This window comes from Kribbella sp. NPDC049174, assembly GCF_043197365.1.
Classification (GTDB): Bacteria; Actinomycetota; Actinomycetes; order Propionibacteriales; family Kribbellaceae; genus Kribbella.
The window spans coordinates 77,230-94,572 of the sequence record NZ_JBICSZ010000016.1; the positions used below are offsets into that span (position 1 = coordinate 77,230).

Here is a 17,343-nt window from a genome sequence, read left to right on the forward strand (position 1 = left end):
GCGGCGTTGGACAGCGGCGGCGATCGGTATCATGGTGTTGATGGCTGCGGGCTGCAGCAGCGAGCCCGAAGACGGCGATGCGGCGGCTCCTTCGGGTAGTAGAAGTACGACGACCACGGTGAGCAAACCGATCCCGCCGCCCACGCCGGTGCGGCTGTCCGTCCCGATGTACCAACGGGCGCTGACCAACGTCGAGAAGGTCCTGCGGACGTACGTGGTCCGAGTGATGAACGCCAGGACGCTGCCGGCCTTCGACGCGACCCGGGCTCAGCTCGCGGCGGCCGTCGTACTCGAGCGGCAGGCTTTGGCGAAGGTGAGCCCACCTCAAGCGCTGTCCGCGGCACACCAGACCGTCCTCGAGTCGTTCGACGGCTACCCGGAGACCGTCACCGACAACCTCAGCGACGCCGGGGTGACCAAGACCAGCTGCGGGCTGCCCAAGGCGCCGGCGGTGCGGCTGTACGAGGCCAAGGCCGGGATCCGCAGCTCGGTGCTGGAGCTGCCGCAGGACGTGTCGAAGTCCGTCGGCAAGGGTCTCAGGTTCGGCGCGCTCGTCGTACCGGCCGCGCCGAAAGCCCCGCCGACGGTGAACGGGCGGGGTTCGAACGGGAAGGTCATCCAGCGGTCCGGGGCGCAGGGACCGGGACGGCTCCAGATCGACAACGGCAGCAGCTCCGACGTGGTGATCGTGGTGACGAACAGCAATCCGCGGAAGCCGCAGGTGTCGATCTACGTCCGCGCCAGCAGCAAGGCGACGCTGAACGGGATCCGCGGCAGCTACTACGTCTTCTTCAAGTCGGGCACCAACTGGGACGCGGTCAACCGGCGGTTCACCGAGGACTGCGCCTACGAGCGGTACGACGACCGCTTCGACGGATCCTTCGACTGGTCGATCAGCCTGGCCCGGACCCCGCTCGGCAACGCCCCGACCTCAGAGGTCGACGCATTCTGAGGTGATGGGATCATGGCCCGATGCGTACGACGTACCGGATGCGGGCGGGCCGATTCCTCGGGATCCCGGCCGCTGGGCTGATTCTCCTCGGCGTGGCCGCGATCCTCTGGGCGATCGGGCTGCCGGCCGCGGTGATCGCCGTGTTCCTGGTCCTGGGCGGGCTGGTGGTGCTCGGCGGCCTCTACATCCTGGCCAGGCCCCCCGTCGTACTGAAGCTGCGCGACGATGACATCGAGGTGCGCGGGGTCCGGACCCCGTGGACCGATGTGACCGAGGTCGCACGGGTGGAGACGACGCACGGTGAGGCGATCGTGCTGCGGACCAAGCAGAAGGAGCACTCGGTCCTGGTGCCGATCAGCTGGCTGGCGCCCGGGCAGACGGAGTTGCTGGAGAACGCGCTGCGGGACCGGCTGAATTCTGCCCACGGCTACACGATCTGGAACGGCAGTGCGCCCGAGGACGGCGATCGCGCAGAATAGGGCACCCGAGCTTTTGGAGTCCCCGTGCTTTCGTTCGAGCTGTCGCCCGAGGAACTGGCCGTCTACCAGGGCACCAACCCGAGGCCGGCCGACTTCGACCAGTACTGGGACAAGGCACTGCTCGAACTCGACGCGATCGACCCCGAGACCGAGTTCGCCGACGCGACCGACTTCCCGCTGACCACGGCGACCGCGCAGCACCTCTACTTCAACGGCACCGGCGGCTACCGGGTGCACGCCAAGGTCATCCGTCCCGCGGAGCCGACCGGTCCCGCCGTACTGATCTTCCACGGGTACGGCGGTGAGCAGCCGAAGTGGGTCGAGTTGCTGCCGTACGCGGCCCGCGGGTTCACCGTGGCCGCTCTGGACGTGCGAGAGCAGGTCGGCTTCCGGACCGAGTCGCAGGCGCCGAACAGCTTCTCCCTGCACAACCACCTCGTCCACGGTCTGGACGACGGGCCGGACGGGCTGCTCTACCGGCACGTGTTCCTGGACACCCGGCGGCTCGCGGACATCATCGGCGGGCTGCCCGAGGTGGACTCGTCCCGGATCGCGACCACCGGCTGGAGTCAGGGCGGCGGGCTCTCGTTGGTGGCGGCCGCGCTGACGCCATCGATCAAGTACACGGCCAGCGTCTACCCGTTCCTGACCGACTACCAGCGGGCGTGGGAGCTCAATCTGGAGACGGCGCCGTACGACGAGATCGTCACCTGGTTCAAGAAGCGGGACCCGCGGCATCTCCGGCAGGACGAGGTGTTCACCAGCCTGGGCTACATCGACGTACAGCACCTGGCGCCGCGGATCCAGGCCGAGGTCACGCTGTTCGTCGGTCTCGAGGACCAGGTCTGCCCGCCGTCGACACAGTACGCCGCCTACAACAAGATCACGTCGACGAAGTCCGCGCGGGTGTATCCCGACTTCGGCCATGACGACCTGCCGGGTGCGGCGGACGACATCTTCCAGCTGATCGGCGCGAAGCTCTGACAACGCTCACGATCCTCGGCAACGCGGCTCCCTATCCACAACCGGATCGCCCCTGCTCGGGGTATCTGTTGCGGGCCGGGGCCGCCTCGGTGTGGGTCGATGCCGGCCCTGGTTCGCTGGCGGAGCTGCTTCGTCATACGTCACTGTCGTCGTTGGATGCCGTGTGGCTTTCGCATTTGCACCTGGACCACATCGGTGACTTGCTGAACGCGTACTACGCCTTGGCCTATGGCGAACTGCCTGCACGTGAGGTCCCGCTCCCCGTCTATGCGCCGGCCGGGTTGGCCGACCGGTTGACAGGCTTCTTCGGTTCCGGCTTCACGAACGACGTACTGGAGCTGCGGCCCTTGTCCGACGGCCACCAGTTCGAGCTCGGCGACCTGACCCTACTCAGCCGCTCCGTAGACCACGGCGGTCCCGAGGCCTACGCCCTCCGAGCCTCATCACCCGGCCATGCCCTGGTCTACTCCGGCGACTGCACGCCCTGCCCGGCTTTGGATGCCCTGGCACACGATGCGGACCTGCTCCTGTGCGAAGCCAACGACCCGGTCGCCAACCCGTTCCACCACACCCCGCAGCAGGCCGCCGACCTGGCCCGCCGTAGTGGCACCAGGCAACTAGTACTGACCCACGTCGGCCCGTTGCTGACACCTGCAGCAGCCGTCGCCCAAGCCGTCTTCGACGGTCCTACCACCCACGCGGAAATAGGCACCACCTTCACCTTCTGATCGGACTAGGGTGAGCGGCTATGGAGTTCTTCGTGTGGGGGCGGGATCGGGTCGGCGGGTATGAGATCAAGGTCAGGCTGAACGAAGAGCACTGGACCTTTATGGATGGGTACGCCGACCAGCTGATCGCTCGTGGGCCGACGCTCACCTCGCATGACGACGACGCCGAGACGACCGGCAGTCTGCACATCGTGGAGCTGCCGGACGAGGACGCCGTACGGGCGTTCGCCTTCGAGGAGCCGTATTACCGGGCCGGCGCGTTCGAGTCCGTTGAGCTGTACCGCTTCCACAACCGCTCGGCCCGCACCATGTGGGACTTCACCGACGCGGTGGCCGACTACCACCGCTATCTGGTCATCACCACCGACGTCTCCGCCGCGACACCTTCACAGCACTTCATCATGTACGGCGACCTCTTCACCCTCGACCGTCAGACACAGGTAGGCCAAGCCGCCTTGGTAGAAGCCCCAACCCCAGAAGCAGCCGTCACCATGCTCCCCAACGCGACCGAAGCCCACCATTGGGAATTCGGCGGCCGTCGCTAGGCCGGGTCAGGGTTTCAGGACGCGGTAGCGGAGGTGGGTGGCGTCCCGGCCTTCCAGGGTGCGGATCAGTTCCAGGTCCGCGGGCTGGGAGTTGAAGAGGCGGCGGCCGGTGCCCAGGAGGGTGGGGACGAGGTGGATCTCCAGTTCGTCCAGGTGGCCGGCGGCTAGGAGGGACTGGGCGGCGCCGGCGCCGTGGACGAGGATGGCGCGGTCGCCGGTCGCGGCTCGGGCATCGGCGACGCAGGTGTCGAGGTCGGTGTAGAACTTGGCTGTGCCGGGCGGGACGTCGTTCTCGTCGACGTGGTGGGTGAGGATGTGGATCGGGACGCCGTCGTGGTGGTCGCCGTTCCAGCGGCCGGCGAGTTCGAAGGTACGGCGTCCCGCGATGACAGCCCCGGTCGCCACCGCCTCACCGTAGACCTGCCCGTTCACCCCCGGCCCCATCCGGTCGTCGAGCCAGTTGAACAACCGCCCGCCGCCCCGGCCCAGCTCCTGGCCGGGCTCGTCGTCGGGGCCGGCGATGAAGCCGTCCAGGGACATCGACATGTACAGCCGGATCGGTCCGCTCATGACGTCCACTCAACCGCACCCAGCTTTCAAAAGGCTTTCAGGTGGGGATCCAGGTGGGCCACCAGGGTGGGACGTTGCCGGGGCAGATGCCGGGGGAGGCGGCGGGGGTGCCTTGCCAGGAGTAGAGGGCCAGGTCGGCGATGGCGATCGCGAGGGAGGCGGCGATCAGGGAGAAGAAGAAGGTCTTACCGGCGTACCGGAAGACCACGTTGAACAGGACGAGGTTCACGATCAGGGCGAGCGGCAGGCCGAGGAAGAGCAGGGTGAGGCCGTTGGGGACACTGCCGGCGACGTCCACCTGGCACGCCTTCCACGATCGCGAGGTGATCACGACCAGTCCGAACGCCGCACCGCCGCCGACGACCACCGCCAGGAACGACTCGCCCCGGCTCCCCTTAGCAGCTAATGCCATGAGGATTACCGTAAGTGATCCCGGCGTTCACTAGTAGCGCCATCGCAAGGCGCGGACGCGGTCTTCCAGGGACAGCGCCCCCAGAGATTGCGCGTCATGGCGTCGTACGGCGAGGAATGGGTCGACGATCGCCTCACCGAGGGCGCTGCGGATCACGCTCGACTGCTCCAGCGCTCCCAGCGCGTCCTCCAAAGTGAGCGGCAGGCGCCGTACGCCCATGCTCGAAAGCTCGGCCTCCGAGTACGTCGCCGGGTCGCGATCCAACCCATCCGGGAGCACCGCCCGACGCTCCAGCCCGGTCAGCGCGCTCGCAAGAACCGCAGCGGCCGACAGGTACGCGTTGCCGGACGGGTCGCCGATCTTGATCTCGCAGTTGGCCGAGTCCGGGCGGCCGGTGATGCTGCCCGGCACGTACCGCAGCGCGGCCTCGCGGTTCTCCGGACCCCAGCACGCGTACGCGCCCGCCCAGTTGCCCGGCACCCGCCGATCGGCGCTGACCACACTCGGCGCGAGTACGCCGGTCAGCCCGTCCAACTCGGCCAGGACCCCCGCGATCAGGTGCCGCGCATGCTCCGACGGACCGCTGTCGTCGCCGAACGGTACGCCGTTCAGCATCGCGGAGAAGTGGATGTGAGCCCCGTTGCCGACGAACCCGGCCACTGTGATCGGCGCGAACGACACGAGCAGGTCGTGCTTGCGAGCAACCCGGTGGACAACGAGACGTGCGAGTTGCGACTGATCAGCCGCCGCCAACGGCGACGCCGGCGGCAGCGCGACCTCGAGCTGACCCTGCGCGTACTCAGGATGCAACTGCTCCGCCGGCACCCCGGCCGCTTCGAGTGCCTCGAGCAGGTCGACCGCGAAGTCTTCCAGCTTCAGCGTCGCGAGTACGCCGTACGCCGGACCGAGCGTGGCGACCTGGGGATCGCCGGGATCGCCCGTGAACACGGTGAATTCGAGCTCGAACCCGAGCTTCACGTCGAGCCCGGCCGCGACCGCCCGCTCCTCCTGCCGCCGCAGCGCCGCACGCTGACAGATGTCCACAGGTTGATGCTCCTGGGACAGCTGGTCGGCCGGCGCCCAGTACACGGTCTGATCGGACCCGAGCGGCGCGGCCGACTCCAGGTCCGGCATCAGCCGGTTGTCGCCGACCGGCCCGTTCACCAGCGGCGACGAGGTGATCGCGTCGTCGGTGCACATCACCGCGAACACCGGTGACAGACCGATCCCGTCCCGCGTCGCCGTCCGCAACCGATGGGCCGGCACCGACTTGGCCCGGGTGATGCCGGCGTTGTCGACGATGGACGTGATGAGCATCCGCAGGCCGCCGTCGAGTAGCGCGTTGACGTGGTCCGCGGGCGGCAGACTGTCGGTGATGGACACGCTGACCTTCGTACCACACGACTTCGCCGGTACGGCGCCCAGCGACGACAGCGGTCACGTCAACCGGACGAGTAGCCCGTTGGCGACGATCTCGGTGGCCGTGGCGAGCAGGGCGCGGAGCTCAGTCGCGTCGCGGCGGAGGCTGTCCGGTCGCCAGCCGAGGCTGATCACGCCGTTCCAGGCGGCCCACAGGATCGTCGCCACCTCCTCCGGATCCACTTCGCGGAGCGCGCCGGAAGCCATCCCCTGCCGCAGCGCCTCGACCAGGCGCCGGTTCTGCTCGTCGACCGCGCGGACCAGTCGCTCCGACAGATCCTGGCCGGCCTGGTACTGACCCGGCTGGCCGGGGAACGCGAGCATCCGGAAGTAGTCCGGGTGATCCAGGTAGAAGTCGAGGTACTGCTCGGCCGCCGCGTAGAGCTGCTCGACCGGCGACCGATCCGCGGTGTACGCCCGATCCATGTAGTGCCGGTCGGCATCGAGGGCGTGCTCGACCACAGCCGCCTGCAGGCCTGCCTTCGAACCGAAGTGGTTGTAGATCGACCCCACCGCGACACCGGCCCGCTCGGCGATCTCCTCGACCGTCACGTCCTCGATGGACCGCTCGCTGAAGATCTCCTGGCCGGCCCGGACCAGCGCCTCCATCGTCCGTTGCTTCCGGGGATCCACAGGCCCATGCTACGGTCCTGCAATCATTCTAAGAACTCTCCGCGATCTGGGGACGCCGGCCTGCTCGACGGCTAATGCGGTCGCCCCAGCAGGCGATGGAGGAGTGTCGGGTCGGTGGGCCAGGCGGCGAGCAGCGTCTCGCGGGGGATCGAGCGGGCGGCGTACCGGAGCAGCAAGACGACCGCCACCACGTCGTCGAGCGGCCCGATGACGGGGAGGAACTCGGGGAGCAGATCGATGGGCGACAGGACCCAGAGGACCGCGATCAGCAGGGCGATCTTGGCTCGGCGCGGTACGTCGGGATGCTTCCGCAACGTCCGAGCGGCCGTGACACACGACGGCAGGAACTCGGCGACCTGGCGGAGCAGTCCGTTCGGCAGCCGGTGGGCGAACAGCACCATCAGTCCGCAGCTGACCGCCCACAACCCGGCCAGCACCCCGGCTATCACCAGCGCCTCGACCACGCCTCAACCATAATCGGGACGTGAAGCGTTGGCCGGAGAGCTCGTACCGGGTGGGGATCTCGGGATGGCGGTACCCGCCCTGGCGGAAGGTCTACTACCCCGAGGGCCTGCCGCAGCGGGCTGAGCTGGAGTACGCCTCCCGGCGGCTGAACTCGATCGAGCTGAACGGCTCGTTCTACTCGCTCCAACGCCCGTCGTCGTACCAGCGCTGGTACGACGAGACGCCCGACGGCTTCGTGTTCTCGGTCAAGGGTCCACGCTTCGTCACCCACATGAAGAAGCTGGCCGATGTGGACGCACCGCTGGCGAACTTCTTCGCCTCCGGCGTGCTTGCACTAGGCAACAAGCTTGGCCCGGTGCTGTGGCAACTCCCACCGACCCTCGGGTACGACGCCGAGCGGTGCGCGGCCTTCTTCGACACGTTGCCGAGGACCACCGCACAAGCCGCAGAGGTGGCGAAGGGCCACGACGAGCGGATGGAGGGCCGGGCGTTGCTGGAGTGCTCGGTCGACATTCCACTCAAGCACGCGATCGAAGTTCGCCATACCAGCTTCGAGAACAAGGAGTTCGTCCAACTGTTGCGTGAGCACGACATCGCGCTCGTCTGTGCGGACACGGCCGGCAAGTGGCCGATGTTCGACGATGTCACCTCCGACTTCGTCTACGTCCGGCTGCACGGCGCCGACGAGCTCTACGTCAGCGGGTACGACGACGAGGCCCTCGACCGCTGGGCCGCGAAGATCCGGGCCTGGAACCAAAAGTCCTTCATCTACTTCGACAACGACGCCAAAGTCCGCGCTCCCTTCGATGCGGAAGGACTCGCACGGCGTCTCGAGATCACTTCGGCGTAGGCCGAAGTAACCCGGCTCTAGCGTGAGCCGCATGACAGAGAATCCCGGAGAACTGGTGGAGCAGGCGGTCGAGCGCTCGCTCCTGCTGATCGAGACCTGGCCGGCCTGGGACGGGCAGCCGCTCACCTCCGACGACGGCCGCATCTACACCCCGCACAAGGCGGTCCGCCGGATCGCGGACCATATCGTCGATCACCTCGCTGAGGTCGAGGCGCTGCTGGCCGGTGTCCCGACCCAGCCCGACAACTGGCAGGCCTCGGCATACACGGCGCAGGCCGATCTGGCGCCGTTCACCGCTGAGGACCTGCGCGAGGCCCAGCAGCGGCTGCGGCGGCTCGGCCGGACCTTCGCGCTGCGGTACGCCGCGGTCGAGCCGGCCGAGTGGGACAAGGACCGCAGTCCCAACTGGACCCTCCGCCAGATCGCCGAGCACCTGACCGAATCCGAGTGGTACGCCGACCAGGTCGGCGATCTCAGAACAGCCGGGCGCTCTTGACCTCGGCGGGCTCCTCCAGGTCCAGCAGGAACTGCTTCCGCTTGAGCCCACCGGCGTACCCGGTCAGGCTGCCGTTCTTCCCGACCACCCGGTGACACGGGACGACGATCGACAGCGGGTTCTGACCGACCGCCTTGCCGACTGCCTGCGCGGTCTCCCCGAGCCGTGCCGCGATCTCGCCGTACGACGTCGTGCCGCCGTACGGGATCTCCTCGAGTAGCGACCACACGCGGCGCTGGAACATGTCGCCACGCAGGACGGTCGGGAGGTCGAAGGAGGTCCGCTCGCCGGCAAGATACTCGTCCAGCTGACGGCTCGCCTCGGCGATGACCGGGTCGTCGGCTGCGACCCGGTCACCGAGTACGTCCGGTGCCGGCTTCACCCAGTGGTGTGGGAAGTAGATGCCGGCCAGTGCGTTGTCGGAGGCGACCAGGGTGAGTTCCCCGATCCGGGTGCTGACGATCGCGTGCCTGTTCATGCTCATAGAACGGATCCGCACCCGGACCTGTGAGGCCTCAGGAGCTGATGCGCTCCCGCGTCCGGCTCCGGAACTCCCGGCCGATCGTGGTCACCTCCGCATGGTGCAGGTCGGTCACCGCGATCCCCGGCGTCTTGTCCGCCGGGCCCGCGGCCACCAGTTTGCCGCGCGGATCGATCACCCCCGACTCCAGGCCGCCGTCCGGATTCGCCGGCACGGCCAGGCTGATCCAGTAGGTGCTGTTCACGGCGGTGCCGCGGGCCTGGACCTCGATGTGGTCGTGCCCCGAGACGCCGGCGGTCGAATACGACACCAGTACGCCGTCCACGTCGAGCCGGTCGTACTCGGTGAACAACTCCGGGAAGAGCACGTCCAGCCCGAGCGCGAGGCCGAACCGGAACCCGTCGACCTCGAAGGTCACCGGCTCCTTGCCCGGGGTGTACATCCAGGTGATCTTCGTGGTCGACAGCGTGCGTTCGTCGTACCGGGTGACCACTTTGCCCTGGTCCGAGACGACGTACATGCTGTTGTGCGGACGGCTCGGTGCGGGCAGTTGGTGTACCGAGGGGATCACCGTCCAGATCCCCAGCTCACGCGACAGCGCGGCGATCCGGTCCAGCTCATCCTGGAGCACCGACCAGTCGGCCTTGCTCCAGTCGGACGGACCGACTTCGTCCGGGCCGAGCTCGGACATCACGCGCTTGCTGGGGAAGCAGATCGCGCCCTCGGTGAAGTGCACCAGGCCTGCGCCCGCGTCAGCGGCCTGCTGCATCAGTCTGCGGACCTCCGCGCCGCTGTCGCGCAGCGCGGTGGCATCTGTCGGGTCTTCGCGAACGGTCGACTGGGCGACGGCAATTCGCAGGATGTTCTCCGGCATGTCTTCTCCTGTCAGGGACTGACTCGGGGTCGGACGGAAGTGCCGGAGGGCAGCCGTGTAGGACTCGCCCGTCTTGGCGGCGCGGGCTCGAACCCGGCGCTTGAAGTTCCTGTGCGCTGTCATCTGGCCTTCCACGCACTCGCACGCGATCCCCCAGCGATCCCGTCCGAGGCGGCTGACCAGGACGAGCGACCCGAGACAGACAGTCCCTTTGCCTTCTCGATGAGACCGGGCTGGGGCCGATCAACGAAGGTGAGGCGCGGGCCGCGCCGGAGCCACATCCTTCCGCACCCGGCCCGGGCCGGTCAATCACCTTCGGACGGTGTCGTTCAGGCGGCGGCATAGAGTCGACCCGAGCGCGGTTGTCTTCAACGCACGGGTAGACGACGTTGGGAGTTTGAGGGTGAGCATTCGAGTCGGGTACAAAGCGTCGGCGGAGCAGTTCGGGCCGCGAGACCTGGTGGAGTACTCCGTCCGGGCCGAGGAGCTCGGGCTCGACAGTGTGACCGTGTCGGACCACTTCCTGCCGTGGCGGCACGAGGGCGGGCACGCGCCGTTCGCGCTGGCCTGGCTGGCGGCGGTCGGTGAGCGGACCAACCGGGTGCTGCTGGGGACGTCGGTGCTGACGCCGACCTTCCGGTACAACCCGGCGGTGATCGCCCAGGCGTTCGCCACCCTGGGAGTGCTGTACCCGGACCGGGTGATGCTCGGCGTCGGCACCGGTGAGGCGCTGAACGAGATCGCCGTCTCCGGGATGGAGTGGCCCGAGTTCAAGGAGCGGTTCGCCCGGCTGCGGGAGTCGGTGCAGCTGATCCGCGACCTGTGGACGAAGGAGGGTGTCAGCTCCGAGGGCCCGTACTACCCGACGGTCGACGCGTTCATCTACGACCGGCCGGAGACCCCGCTCAAGGTGTACGTCGCCGCCGGCGGGCCGCTGGTGGCCAAGTACGCTGGTCGCGCCGGCGACGGCTTCATCGCGACGTCCGGTAAGGGCATGGACCTCTACACCGAGAAGCTGATCCCCGCCGTGAAGGAGGGCGCGGAGAAGGCCGGGAAGAAGTTCGAGGACCTGGACCGGATGCTCGAGGTCAAGGTGTCGTACGACCGCGACCGCGAGCAGGCGCTGGAGAACACCCGGTTCTGGGCGCCGCTGTCGCTCACGCCGGAGCAGAAGCACAGCGTGACCAGTGCGACCGAGATGGAGCAGCTTGCGGACGAGTTGCCGATCGAGCAGGTCGCGAAGCGCTGGATCGTTGCCTCCGACCCCGAAGAGGTCGTCAAGCAGCTCCGGCCGTACCTGGACGCCGGCTTCAACCACTTCGTCGTCCACGGCCCGGGCAACGACCAGGAGCGGTTCCTGACCCAGTTCACCGAGGACGTGCTCCCGCTGCTGCGGAAGCTGGGCTAGCTCCTAGCGGAGATCCGCCGAGAAGGCCTTGCCGGCCTGGGTGAGCAGCGGGACCGCTCGTTCGACGAGCTCCTCTGTCATCCGGCCGGCCGGCCCGGAGATCGAGATCGCCAGCCGGGACGGTGCGTCCGGCACCGCGACGGCGACACAGCGCACGCCGAGCTCCTGCTCACCCTCGTCGGTGGCGTAGCCGTGCTCCTCGGCGTTGCGCAACTGAGCCGTGAACGCGTCCGGGTCGGTGATGGTGTTGTCGGTGTGCTTCGGCATCCCGGTCCGGTGCAGCAGTTCACGCACCTCGGCCTCGGGCAGTTTCGCGAGGATTGCCTTGCCGACGGCGGTGCAGTGCGGCAGCACTCGGCGGCCCACCTCGGTGAACATCCGCATCGAGTGCCGGGACTGGACCTGCGCGAGGTAGACGATCTGGTCGCCGTCGAGCATCGCCATGTTGGCCGACTCGCCGAGCTCGTCGACCAGCCGGGTCAGATGCGGGCGGGCCCAGACGCTCAGCATGTGCGAGGAACTCTCGCCGAGCCGGATCAGCCGTGGGCCGAGAACGTACTGCCGGGACGGCTCCTGGCGCAGGTACCCGAGGTCGACGAGCGTGCGGACCAGCCGGTGGATCGTCGGCAGCGGCAGACCCGAGGCCGTGGCCAGCTGGGACAGGCCCATCATCCCGCCTGCGTCGGCCATCGTCTCGAGCAGCCCGAACGCCCGCTCGATCGACTGAACACTGCCGGAGCGGCTCTTGCCCTCGCTGTTCTCCGCCACTGAGCACCCACTCTTCTCGGCACACTTTCCGGATCACGGAAGTTTAGCCACAGATAGCGGACATTGCTTCTTCCGCAAAGTAGATATTAGTATCCGCGATACGGAAACTGCCGTCAAGGTGAACGAGGTGTGCTCTGATGACTCACGTGGACGATCTCGCCGGCGAGTTGGATCGGCTGCTTGCCGCTGCCGACGCTGAGTTGGCTGCGTTGTATCCGGGTGATCGGGGCGTCCGGCAACCTGTGCACACCGTTTACGTACCCGCTGACCGGTTCGTTTCCGGCACGGTCGGCGAGTGGGCCGATCAGGCGAAGGCCGCGCTTGGGGAGGCGCCGGTGGGCTTGACCGAGGCGCTGGACCTGCCGCCGGACCTCGGCGCCGAGCTGTATGAACGTGTCCGCGCCAAGCTCGACCGTGAGCCGATCGAGGATCTGCGGATCGACTTCGAGGACGGCTACGGCACCAGGCCTGACGAGCAGGAGGATGCCGCCGCGATCGACGCGGCCCGTGCCCTGGCGAAGACCGTCGGCGACGGTACGGCGGCGCCGTACCACGGGCTCCGGGTCAAGTCCCTCGAGGCGCCGAGCCGTCGGCGCGGGCTGCGCACGCTCGACCTCTTCCTCCGCGAGTTCTCGAGTGCTCTGACCGACGGCTTCGTGATCACGCTGCCCAAGGTCACGTCGGTCGAGCAGGTCGAGGCGATGCTGCTCATATTGTCGACAATCGAGCAGGCGCACAATCTGCCCGCCGAGTCGCTGAAGTTCGAGATCCAGATCGAGACCCCGCAGGCGATCCTCGGGCCCGACGGCAGTGCGCTGGTCGCGCGGATGATCCACGCCGGTGGTGGCCGCGTCACCGGTCTGCACTACGGTACGTACGACTACTCGGCTTCGCTCGGTGTCGCGGCGGCGTACCAGAGCATGGATCACCCGGTCGCCGATCACGCCAAGGACGTCATGCAACTGGCCGCGGCGAGCACCGGGGTGTTCGTCTCCGACGGCTCCACGAACGTTCTTCCGGTCGGCGATCGCGAGGCTGTGCACGCCGCTTGGCGACTGCACTTCGGCCTGGTCCGGCGATCGCTTGCCCGCGGCATCTATCAGGGTTGGGACATGCACCCGGCTCAGCTGCCGACGCGGTACGCCGCGACGTACCTCTTCTATCGCGAGGGCCTGGACACCGCCGGCGCTCGGCTGCGTGCGTACGTCAGCGGAGGCAACTCCGGCTACCTGGACGAGCCTGCGACAGCCGCCGCGCTGGCGGGCTACGTGCTGCGCGGGCTGGAATGTGGTGCCGTCGACCCGGCCGAGGTCGACAAGCTGATCGGTGTGGACACCGCGGGACTGGCGAAGTTGGCTCGGCGACCAGTGCGGTCGTGACCGCGTCCGGGCTAGCCTCGCGACATGCGACTGGTAGCGGAGTTCACCACTGAGCCCTTCGACGTCGAGGGCCAGCCGCCCGCCCATGCCACCGAGGCCTTCCAGGCTGCCCAGGAGACAGGGCTGGACTGCGAGTTCGGGCCGTTGGGTACGTCGGTCCGTGGTGAGCAAGAGCAGTTGCTGCCGGCGCTGACCGGCGTACTGGAGGCCGCGTTCGCGCACGGTGCCAGCCAGGTGACCCTGCAGGTACGGCGCGATGGCGTCAAACTGCCCCGCAGCGGTGGCAGCGGGGTGGGCGCGTTGCTGGCGGAGGTTGCCGCGGAGCTCGGTGGGCCGTTGAGTGGGTTGTCCCGGGGTGACAAGCAGCGGGCCGTCCTGCTGCTCGAGGCCAAGGGAGCGTTCGAGTACCGCAAGTCGGCGGAGATCGTGGCGGAGGCCCTCGGCGTCACCCGCTTCACCGTCTACAACTACCTGAACAGGGCGCGCGACTGAGAAATTCAACAAACTGTTGACGCACTGGCTGGGTGCGTGCCACTCTCGTCATACGGAAATTCGATTTCGTGATTCGAGAAGGTGTGACCGTGGATCTGCAGGAGTTCAACTCCGCTCCGGACGACCGGCTGCGCCCGCTGCTGGCGGCCTGCTGCGACGTCCCCCGCTGGGTCGACGGCATCCTCGCCGGCCGCCCGTACGCCGATGTCGAGGCGCTGACCCAGACAGCGGACAAGGGATTGCGAGATCTCGACGCCAGTGAGGTCGAGCGAGCTCTGGCTGCCCACCCGCGCATCGGCGACCGGGCGGCCGGCGCCGGCACCGAGGCCGCCTGGTCGCGCAACGAGCAGTCCGGGGTCGGCGACGATCCCGAGGTCCGCGCGGCGCTCGCGGCCGGCAACCGCGAGTACGAGGAGCGGTTCGGTCGTGTCTTCTTGATCTGCGCGACGGGTCTGTCGGCGCAGGAGATGCTGACCAGCCTGCGCCAACGACTGACCCATGACGAGTCCGCCGAGGCGGCCGTCGTACAGGAAGAACTCCGGAAGATCGCACTCCTTCGTCTCGCAAAGGTCGTCGCATGAGCTCTGTCAGCACCCACGTTCTCGACACCGGACTCGGGCGGCCCGCCGCCGGTGTGCCGGTTCGCCTGTCCCACATCGTCGACGGCCGGGCCGACGTGCTCGTCGGATCCGGTACGACGGACGCCGACGGACGGATCACCGACTTCGAAGCGGGGCTCGAGCCCGGCAAGTACCAGCTGTGGTTCGACGTCGCCGCGTACGCGGACGCGTCCGGCCAGCAGATGTTCTTTCCCGAGGTCACCGTGACCTTCACGATCACCGACGAGCGGCACCACCACGTCCCGCTGCTGCTCAGTCCGTTCGCCTATTCCACCTATCGAGGGAGCTGACCCATGGCCATCCACCTGGGCGCCAACCAGTACGGCAAGGCCGAGAGCCGGGTCGTCCGCATCTACCGTGACTCGCCGCGCCACCAGATCCGCGACCTGAACGTCTCGTCCGCGCTGCGCGGCCGCTTCGAGGACGCGCACACCACCGGCGACCAGGCCGACGTCCTGCCGACCGACACCCAGAAGAACACCGCCTTCGCCTTCGCCAAGGAGAAGGGCGTCGGCGCGATCGAGGACTACGCGCTGACGCTCGGCGGCCACTTCATCGACTCCGCCCCCGCCGCCGACGGCGCCCGGATCGAGGTCGAGGAGTACACCTGGGAGCGGATCCCGGTCGACGGCGAGGGTCACGACCACTCGTTCGTCCGGGCCGGCAGCGGCGTGCGTACGACGGTCGTCAACGTCGAGGGCCGTGGTGACGAGCGGAAGGCGTACGTCGTCTCCGGCATTCGCGACCTCGTCGTCCTGAAGTCGACCGGGTCGGAGTTCCACGGCTTCCTGAAGGACAAGTACACGACGCTGCCGGAGACGAACGACCGGATCCTCGCGACGTCGCTGGTCGCCCGGTGGCGCTACGACCACACCGAGGTCGACTGGGACAAGTCGTACGACGAGATCAAGACGCTGCTGCTGGAGCAGTTCGCCAAGATCCACAGCCTCGCGCTGCAGCAGACGCTGTACGGGATGGGTGAGGCGGTGCTCGAGCGGCACCCTGAGGTCGCGGAGATCAAGTTCTCGGCGCCGAACAAGCACCACTTCCTGGTCGACCTGAGCCCGTTCGGGCTGGAGAACCCGAACGAGGTGTTCATCGCCGCCGATCGCCCGTACGGGCTGATCGAGGCCACCGTCGTACGGGACGACGCGTCCGACCCCGGTTCCGCGTGGCACGCCGTACCGGGCTTCGTGTAGGAACCTCCAACCGCACGTCGCTTGGCAGAGCGAAGTTCGTGCTCGCTGCCGGTGACTCCGTGCCGGCCGGATGAGTTGACTGATCCCATGGACACAACGCCGATCGTCATCGACGGGGCGGTCGTGGTCACCCTCGACCGCACCCGTCGTGAGTTCACCGGCCATGTTGTTGCTGAAGGCAACCGCATCGTCGCCGTGGGTGCCGGCCCCGCACCGGCCTACGACGGAGCGCGGGTGATCGACGGGCGCGGGTGTTTGTTGACGCCCGGGTTCGTCAACACGCACCAGCACCTCTACCAGTGGGCGACGCGCGGTCTGGCCGTTGATGCGACCCTGTTCGGCTGGCTGACGACGCTCTACCCGGTATGGGCGGGGATCGACGACGAGTCCGTCCACGTGGCCGCGCAGGCCGCGTTGGCCCAGCTCGCGCGTACCGGTTGCAGCACGGCTGCCGATCACCATTACGTCTTTCCCCGGGACAGCAAGGACCTGCTCGAGGCCGAGATCCTCGCCGCCTCACAGGTCGGGATGCGGTTCCATCCGGCACGCGGATCGATGGATCTCAGCCAGAAGGACGGCGGGCTGCCGCCGGACTCGGTGGTCGAGGACCGCGACCAGATCCTGGCCGCGACCGAGGCCGCGATCAACCGCTGGCACGATCCGAGCCCGGACTCGATGCTGCAGATTGTGGTCGGGCCCTGCTCGCCGTTCAGCGTGACCGGCGAGCTCATGCGCGACGCCGCCGAACTGGCCCGCCGCAAGGGCGTCCGGATGCACACCCACCTTGCCGAGACCACCGACGAGTCCGACTACTGCCGCGAACACTTCGGCTCCACTCCGCTGGAGTACGCCGCTGAACTCGGCTGGACCGGGTCGGACGTGTGGTTCGCCCACGGCATCCACTTCGACGACGCCGAGATCGCGCAATTGGGTCGATCGCGCACCGGTGTTGCGCACTGCCCGAGCTCAAATGCTCGTCTCGGCGCCGGCATCGCCCGTACCGCGGACCTGCGCGCCGCCGGCAGTCCGGTCGGCCTCGGCGTAGATGGTGCCGCAAGCAACGAAGCGGGAAGCCTGGTGGAGGAACTGCGCCATGCGTTGCTGTTTGCCCGCGCGCGTGGCGGTCCGGAGGCCCTCGACGTCCGCGCTGCCCTGGAAATGGCAACCCTCGACGGCGCCCGCATCCTGGGCCGTTCTGACGAGATCGGCTCGGTGGAGGTGGGCAAACTCGCCGACCTAGCCCTCTGGCGTCTCGACACCCTCGCCCACGCCGGCATCGCCGACCCGGTAGCCGCGCTGGTCCTCGGTACGCCGCCCCCGCTGGAACTACTCCTGGTCAACGGCCGCCCGGTGGTGGAGCACGACACCGTAGTCACCGTCGACGAGGCAGATCTAGCGGTCCAGGTAGCCAAGGTCCAGAAGCACCTGCTCGCCAAAGCCGGCTGAGAACCCTCGCAGCCGGCTACGCGCGCTCCTGCGTCGCGTGCTCGCCTGGCAGCCCCGCCCGCCCTTCCGCGCGGCTTATCGCCGCTGGTCTTGCGGGCTGCCGCCCGCGTATCGACTGCCCCATGGTGGCGCCAGCTCGTGGT

22 protein-coding genes are annotated in these 17,343 nt (G+C 68.2%); 14 read left to right on the forward strand and 8 right to left on the reverse strand.

The window, feature by feature from the left end:
* The first annotated feature begins 40 nt into the window (after positions 1 to 40).
* The 5 genes from ACGFIF_RS42105 to ACGFIF_RS42125 are packed head-to-tail and all read left to right on the forward strand — an operon-like array spanning position 41 to position 3,688.
* Positions 41 to 952, forward strand: coding sequence for a hypothetical protein (locus tag ACGFIF_RS42105; protein ID WP_393163126.1), 912 nt, complete (start codon positions 41 to 43; stop codon positions 950 to 952).
* A 20-nt stretch (positions 953 to 972) separates the two neighbouring features.
* Positions 973 to 1,431 carry a hypothetical protein gene (locus ACGFIF_RS42110; RefSeq protein WP_393163128.1) on the forward strand — a complete coding sequence of 153 codons (459 nt, stop codon included), beginning with the start codon at positions 973 to 975 and terminating at the stop codon, positions 1,429 to 1,431.
* A gap of 24 nt (positions 1,432 to 1,455) precedes the next feature.
* The gene (locus ACGFIF_RS42115) at positions 1,456 to 2,415 is read left to right on the forward strand and encodes an acetylxylan esterase (RefSeq protein ID WP_393163130.1); all 960 of its coding nucleotides are present in this window, start codon (positions 1,456 to 1,458) and stop codon (positions 2,413 to 2,415) included.
* Between the two features lie 11 nt (positions 2,416 to 2,426).
* Positions 2,427 to 3,143 (forward strand): MBL fold metallo-hydrolase, encoded by a 717-nt coding sequence (locus tag ACGFIF_RS42120; protein ID WP_393163213.1) that lies wholly within the window; start codon positions 2,427 to 2,429, stop codon positions 3,141 to 3,143.
* A 20-nt stretch (positions 3,144 to 3,163) separates the two neighbouring features.
* Positions 3,164 to 3,688, forward strand: a complete 525-nt coding sequence (locus ACGFIF_RS42125; protein ID WP_393163132.1) for a YciI family protein — start codon at positions 3,164 to 3,166, stop codon at positions 3,686 to 3,688.
* A gap of 6 nt (positions 3,689 to 3,694) precedes the next feature.
* On the opposite strand, the gene ACGFIF_RS42130 is transcribed toward ACGFIF_RS42125, so the two are convergent.
* From ACGFIF_RS42130 to ACGFIF_RS42150, 5 genes are all read right to left on the reverse strand, one after another.
* The gene (locus ACGFIF_RS42130) at positions 3,695 to 4,258 is read right to left on the reverse strand and encodes a dihydrofolate reductase family protein (protein WP_393163134.1); all 564 of its coding nucleotides are present in this window, start codon (positions 4,256 to 4,258) and stop codon (positions 3,695 to 3,697) included.
* A 37-nt stretch (positions 4,259 to 4,295) separates the two neighbouring features.
* Positions 4,296 to 4,670, reverse strand: a complete 375-nt coding sequence (locus ACGFIF_RS42135; RefSeq protein WP_393163136.1) for a hypothetical protein — start codon at positions 4,668 to 4,670, stop codon at positions 4,296 to 4,298.
* 30 nt (positions 4,671 to 4,700) lie between these two features.
* Entirely contained in the window at positions 4,701 to 6,053 is a 1,353-nt protein-coding gene (locus tag ACGFIF_RS42140; protein ID WP_393163138.1) for a glutamine synthetase, read from the reverse strand.
* 54 nt (positions 6,054 to 6,107) lie between these two features.
* Positions 6,108 to 6,722 (reverse strand): TetR/AcrR family transcriptional regulator, encoded by a 615-nt coding sequence (locus tag ACGFIF_RS42145; RefSeq protein WP_393163140.1) that lies wholly within the window; start codon positions 6,720 to 6,722, stop codon positions 6,108 to 6,110.
* 71 nt (positions 6,723 to 6,793) lie between these two features.
* A complete protein-coding gene (locus ACGFIF_RS42150; protein ID WP_393163142.1) occupies positions 6,794 to 7,186 on the reverse strand; it encodes a YkvA family protein in 393 nt (130 codons plus the stop codon).
* A 20-nt stretch (positions 7,187 to 7,206) separates the two neighbouring features.
* Between ACGFIF_RS42150 and ACGFIF_RS42155 the strand changes: the two genes are divergently transcribed.
* Positions 7,207 to 8,037: a DUF72 domain-containing protein gene (locus ACGFIF_RS42155; RefSeq protein ID WP_393163144.1), complete on the forward strand. Its 831-nt coding sequence runs from the start codon at positions 7,207 to 7,209 to the stop codon at positions 8,035 to 8,037.
* Positions 8,038 to 8,068: 31 nt separating this feature from the next.
* Positions 8,069 to 8,533, forward strand: coding sequence for a hypothetical protein (locus ACGFIF_RS42160; RefSeq protein ID WP_393163146.1), 465 nt, complete (start codon positions 8,069 to 8,071; stop codon positions 8,531 to 8,533).
* Here the strand turns inward: ACGFIF_RS42160 and ACGFIF_RS42165 are convergent.
* A complete protein-coding gene (locus ACGFIF_RS42165) occupies positions 8,511 to 9,017 on the reverse strand; it encodes a methylated-DNA--[protein]-cysteine S-methyltransferase (RefSeq protein WP_393163148.1) in 507 nt (168 codons plus the stop codon). The genes ACGFIF_RS42160 and ACGFIF_RS42165 overlap by 23 nt on opposite strands.
* A 31-nt stretch (positions 9,018 to 9,048) precedes the next feature.
* A complete protein-coding gene (locus ACGFIF_RS42170) occupies positions 9,049 to 9,888 on the reverse strand; it encodes a carbon-nitrogen hydrolase family protein (protein ID WP_393163150.1) in 840 nt (279 codons plus the stop codon).
* Positions 9,889 to 10,291: 403 nt separating this feature from the next.
* Between ACGFIF_RS42170 and fgd the strand changes: the two genes are divergently transcribed.
* Entirely contained in the window at positions 10,292 to 11,296 is a 1,005-nt protein-coding gene (fgd, locus tag ACGFIF_RS42175; RefSeq protein ID WP_393163152.1) for a glucose-6-phosphate dehydrogenase (coenzyme-F420), read from the forward strand.
* Between the two features lie 3 nt (positions 11,297 to 11,299).
* Here fgd and ACGFIF_RS42180 read toward each other — a convergent pair whose 3' ends face one another.
* Positions 11,300 to 12,064 (reverse strand): IclR family transcriptional regulator, encoded by a 765-nt coding sequence (locus ACGFIF_RS42180; RefSeq protein ID WP_393163154.1) that lies wholly within the window; start codon positions 12,062 to 12,064, stop codon positions 11,300 to 11,302.
* A 137-nt stretch (positions 12,065 to 12,201) separates the two neighbouring features.
* Between ACGFIF_RS42180 and ACGFIF_RS42185 the strand changes: the two genes are divergently transcribed.
* The 6 genes from ACGFIF_RS42185 to ACGFIF_RS42210 all read left to right on the forward strand — a co-directional run bounded on the left by ACGFIF_RS42185 (position 12,202) and on the right by ACGFIF_RS42210 (position 17,200).
* The gene (locus ACGFIF_RS42185; protein ID WP_393163156.1) at positions 12,202 to 13,443 is read left to right on the forward strand and encodes a DUF6986 family protein; all 1,242 of its coding nucleotides are present in this window, start codon (positions 12,202 to 12,204) and stop codon (positions 13,441 to 13,443) included.
* A 24-nt stretch (positions 13,444 to 13,467) separates the two neighbouring features.
* Positions 13,468 to 13,935 carry a helix-turn-helix domain-containing protein gene (locus ACGFIF_RS42190; RefSeq protein ID WP_393163158.1) on the forward strand — a complete coding sequence of 156 codons (468 nt, stop codon included), beginning with the start codon at positions 13,468 to 13,470 and terminating at the stop codon, positions 13,933 to 13,935.
* Between the two features lie 89 nt (positions 13,936 to 14,024).
* Positions 14,025 to 14,516 carry a 2-oxo-4-hydroxy-4-carboxy-5-ureidoimidazoline decarboxylase gene (uraD, locus tag ACGFIF_RS42195; protein ID WP_393163160.1) on the forward strand — a complete coding sequence of 164 codons (492 nt, stop codon included), beginning with the start codon at positions 14,025 to 14,027 and terminating at the stop codon, positions 14,514 to 14,516.
* A complete protein-coding gene (uraH, locus tag ACGFIF_RS42200) occupies positions 14,513 to 14,845 on the forward strand; it encodes a hydroxyisourate hydrolase (RefSeq protein WP_393163162.1) in 333 nt (110 codons plus the stop codon). The genes uraD and uraH overlap by 4 nt, the downstream gene beginning before the upstream one ends.
* Before the next feature lie 3 nt (positions 14,846 to 14,848).
* Positions 14,849 to 15,754 (forward strand): factor-independent urate hydroxylase, encoded by a 906-nt coding sequence (gene pucL / locus ACGFIF_RS42205; protein ID WP_393163164.1) that lies wholly within the window; start codon positions 14,849 to 14,851, stop codon positions 15,752 to 15,754.
* Between the two features lie 87 nt (positions 15,755 to 15,841).
* Positions 15,842 to 17,200, forward strand: a complete 1,359-nt coding sequence (locus ACGFIF_RS42210; protein WP_393163166.1) for an 8-oxoguanine deaminase — start codon at positions 15,842 to 15,844, stop codon at positions 17,198 to 17,200.
* Positions 17,201 to 17,343 lie beyond the last annotated feature (143 nt).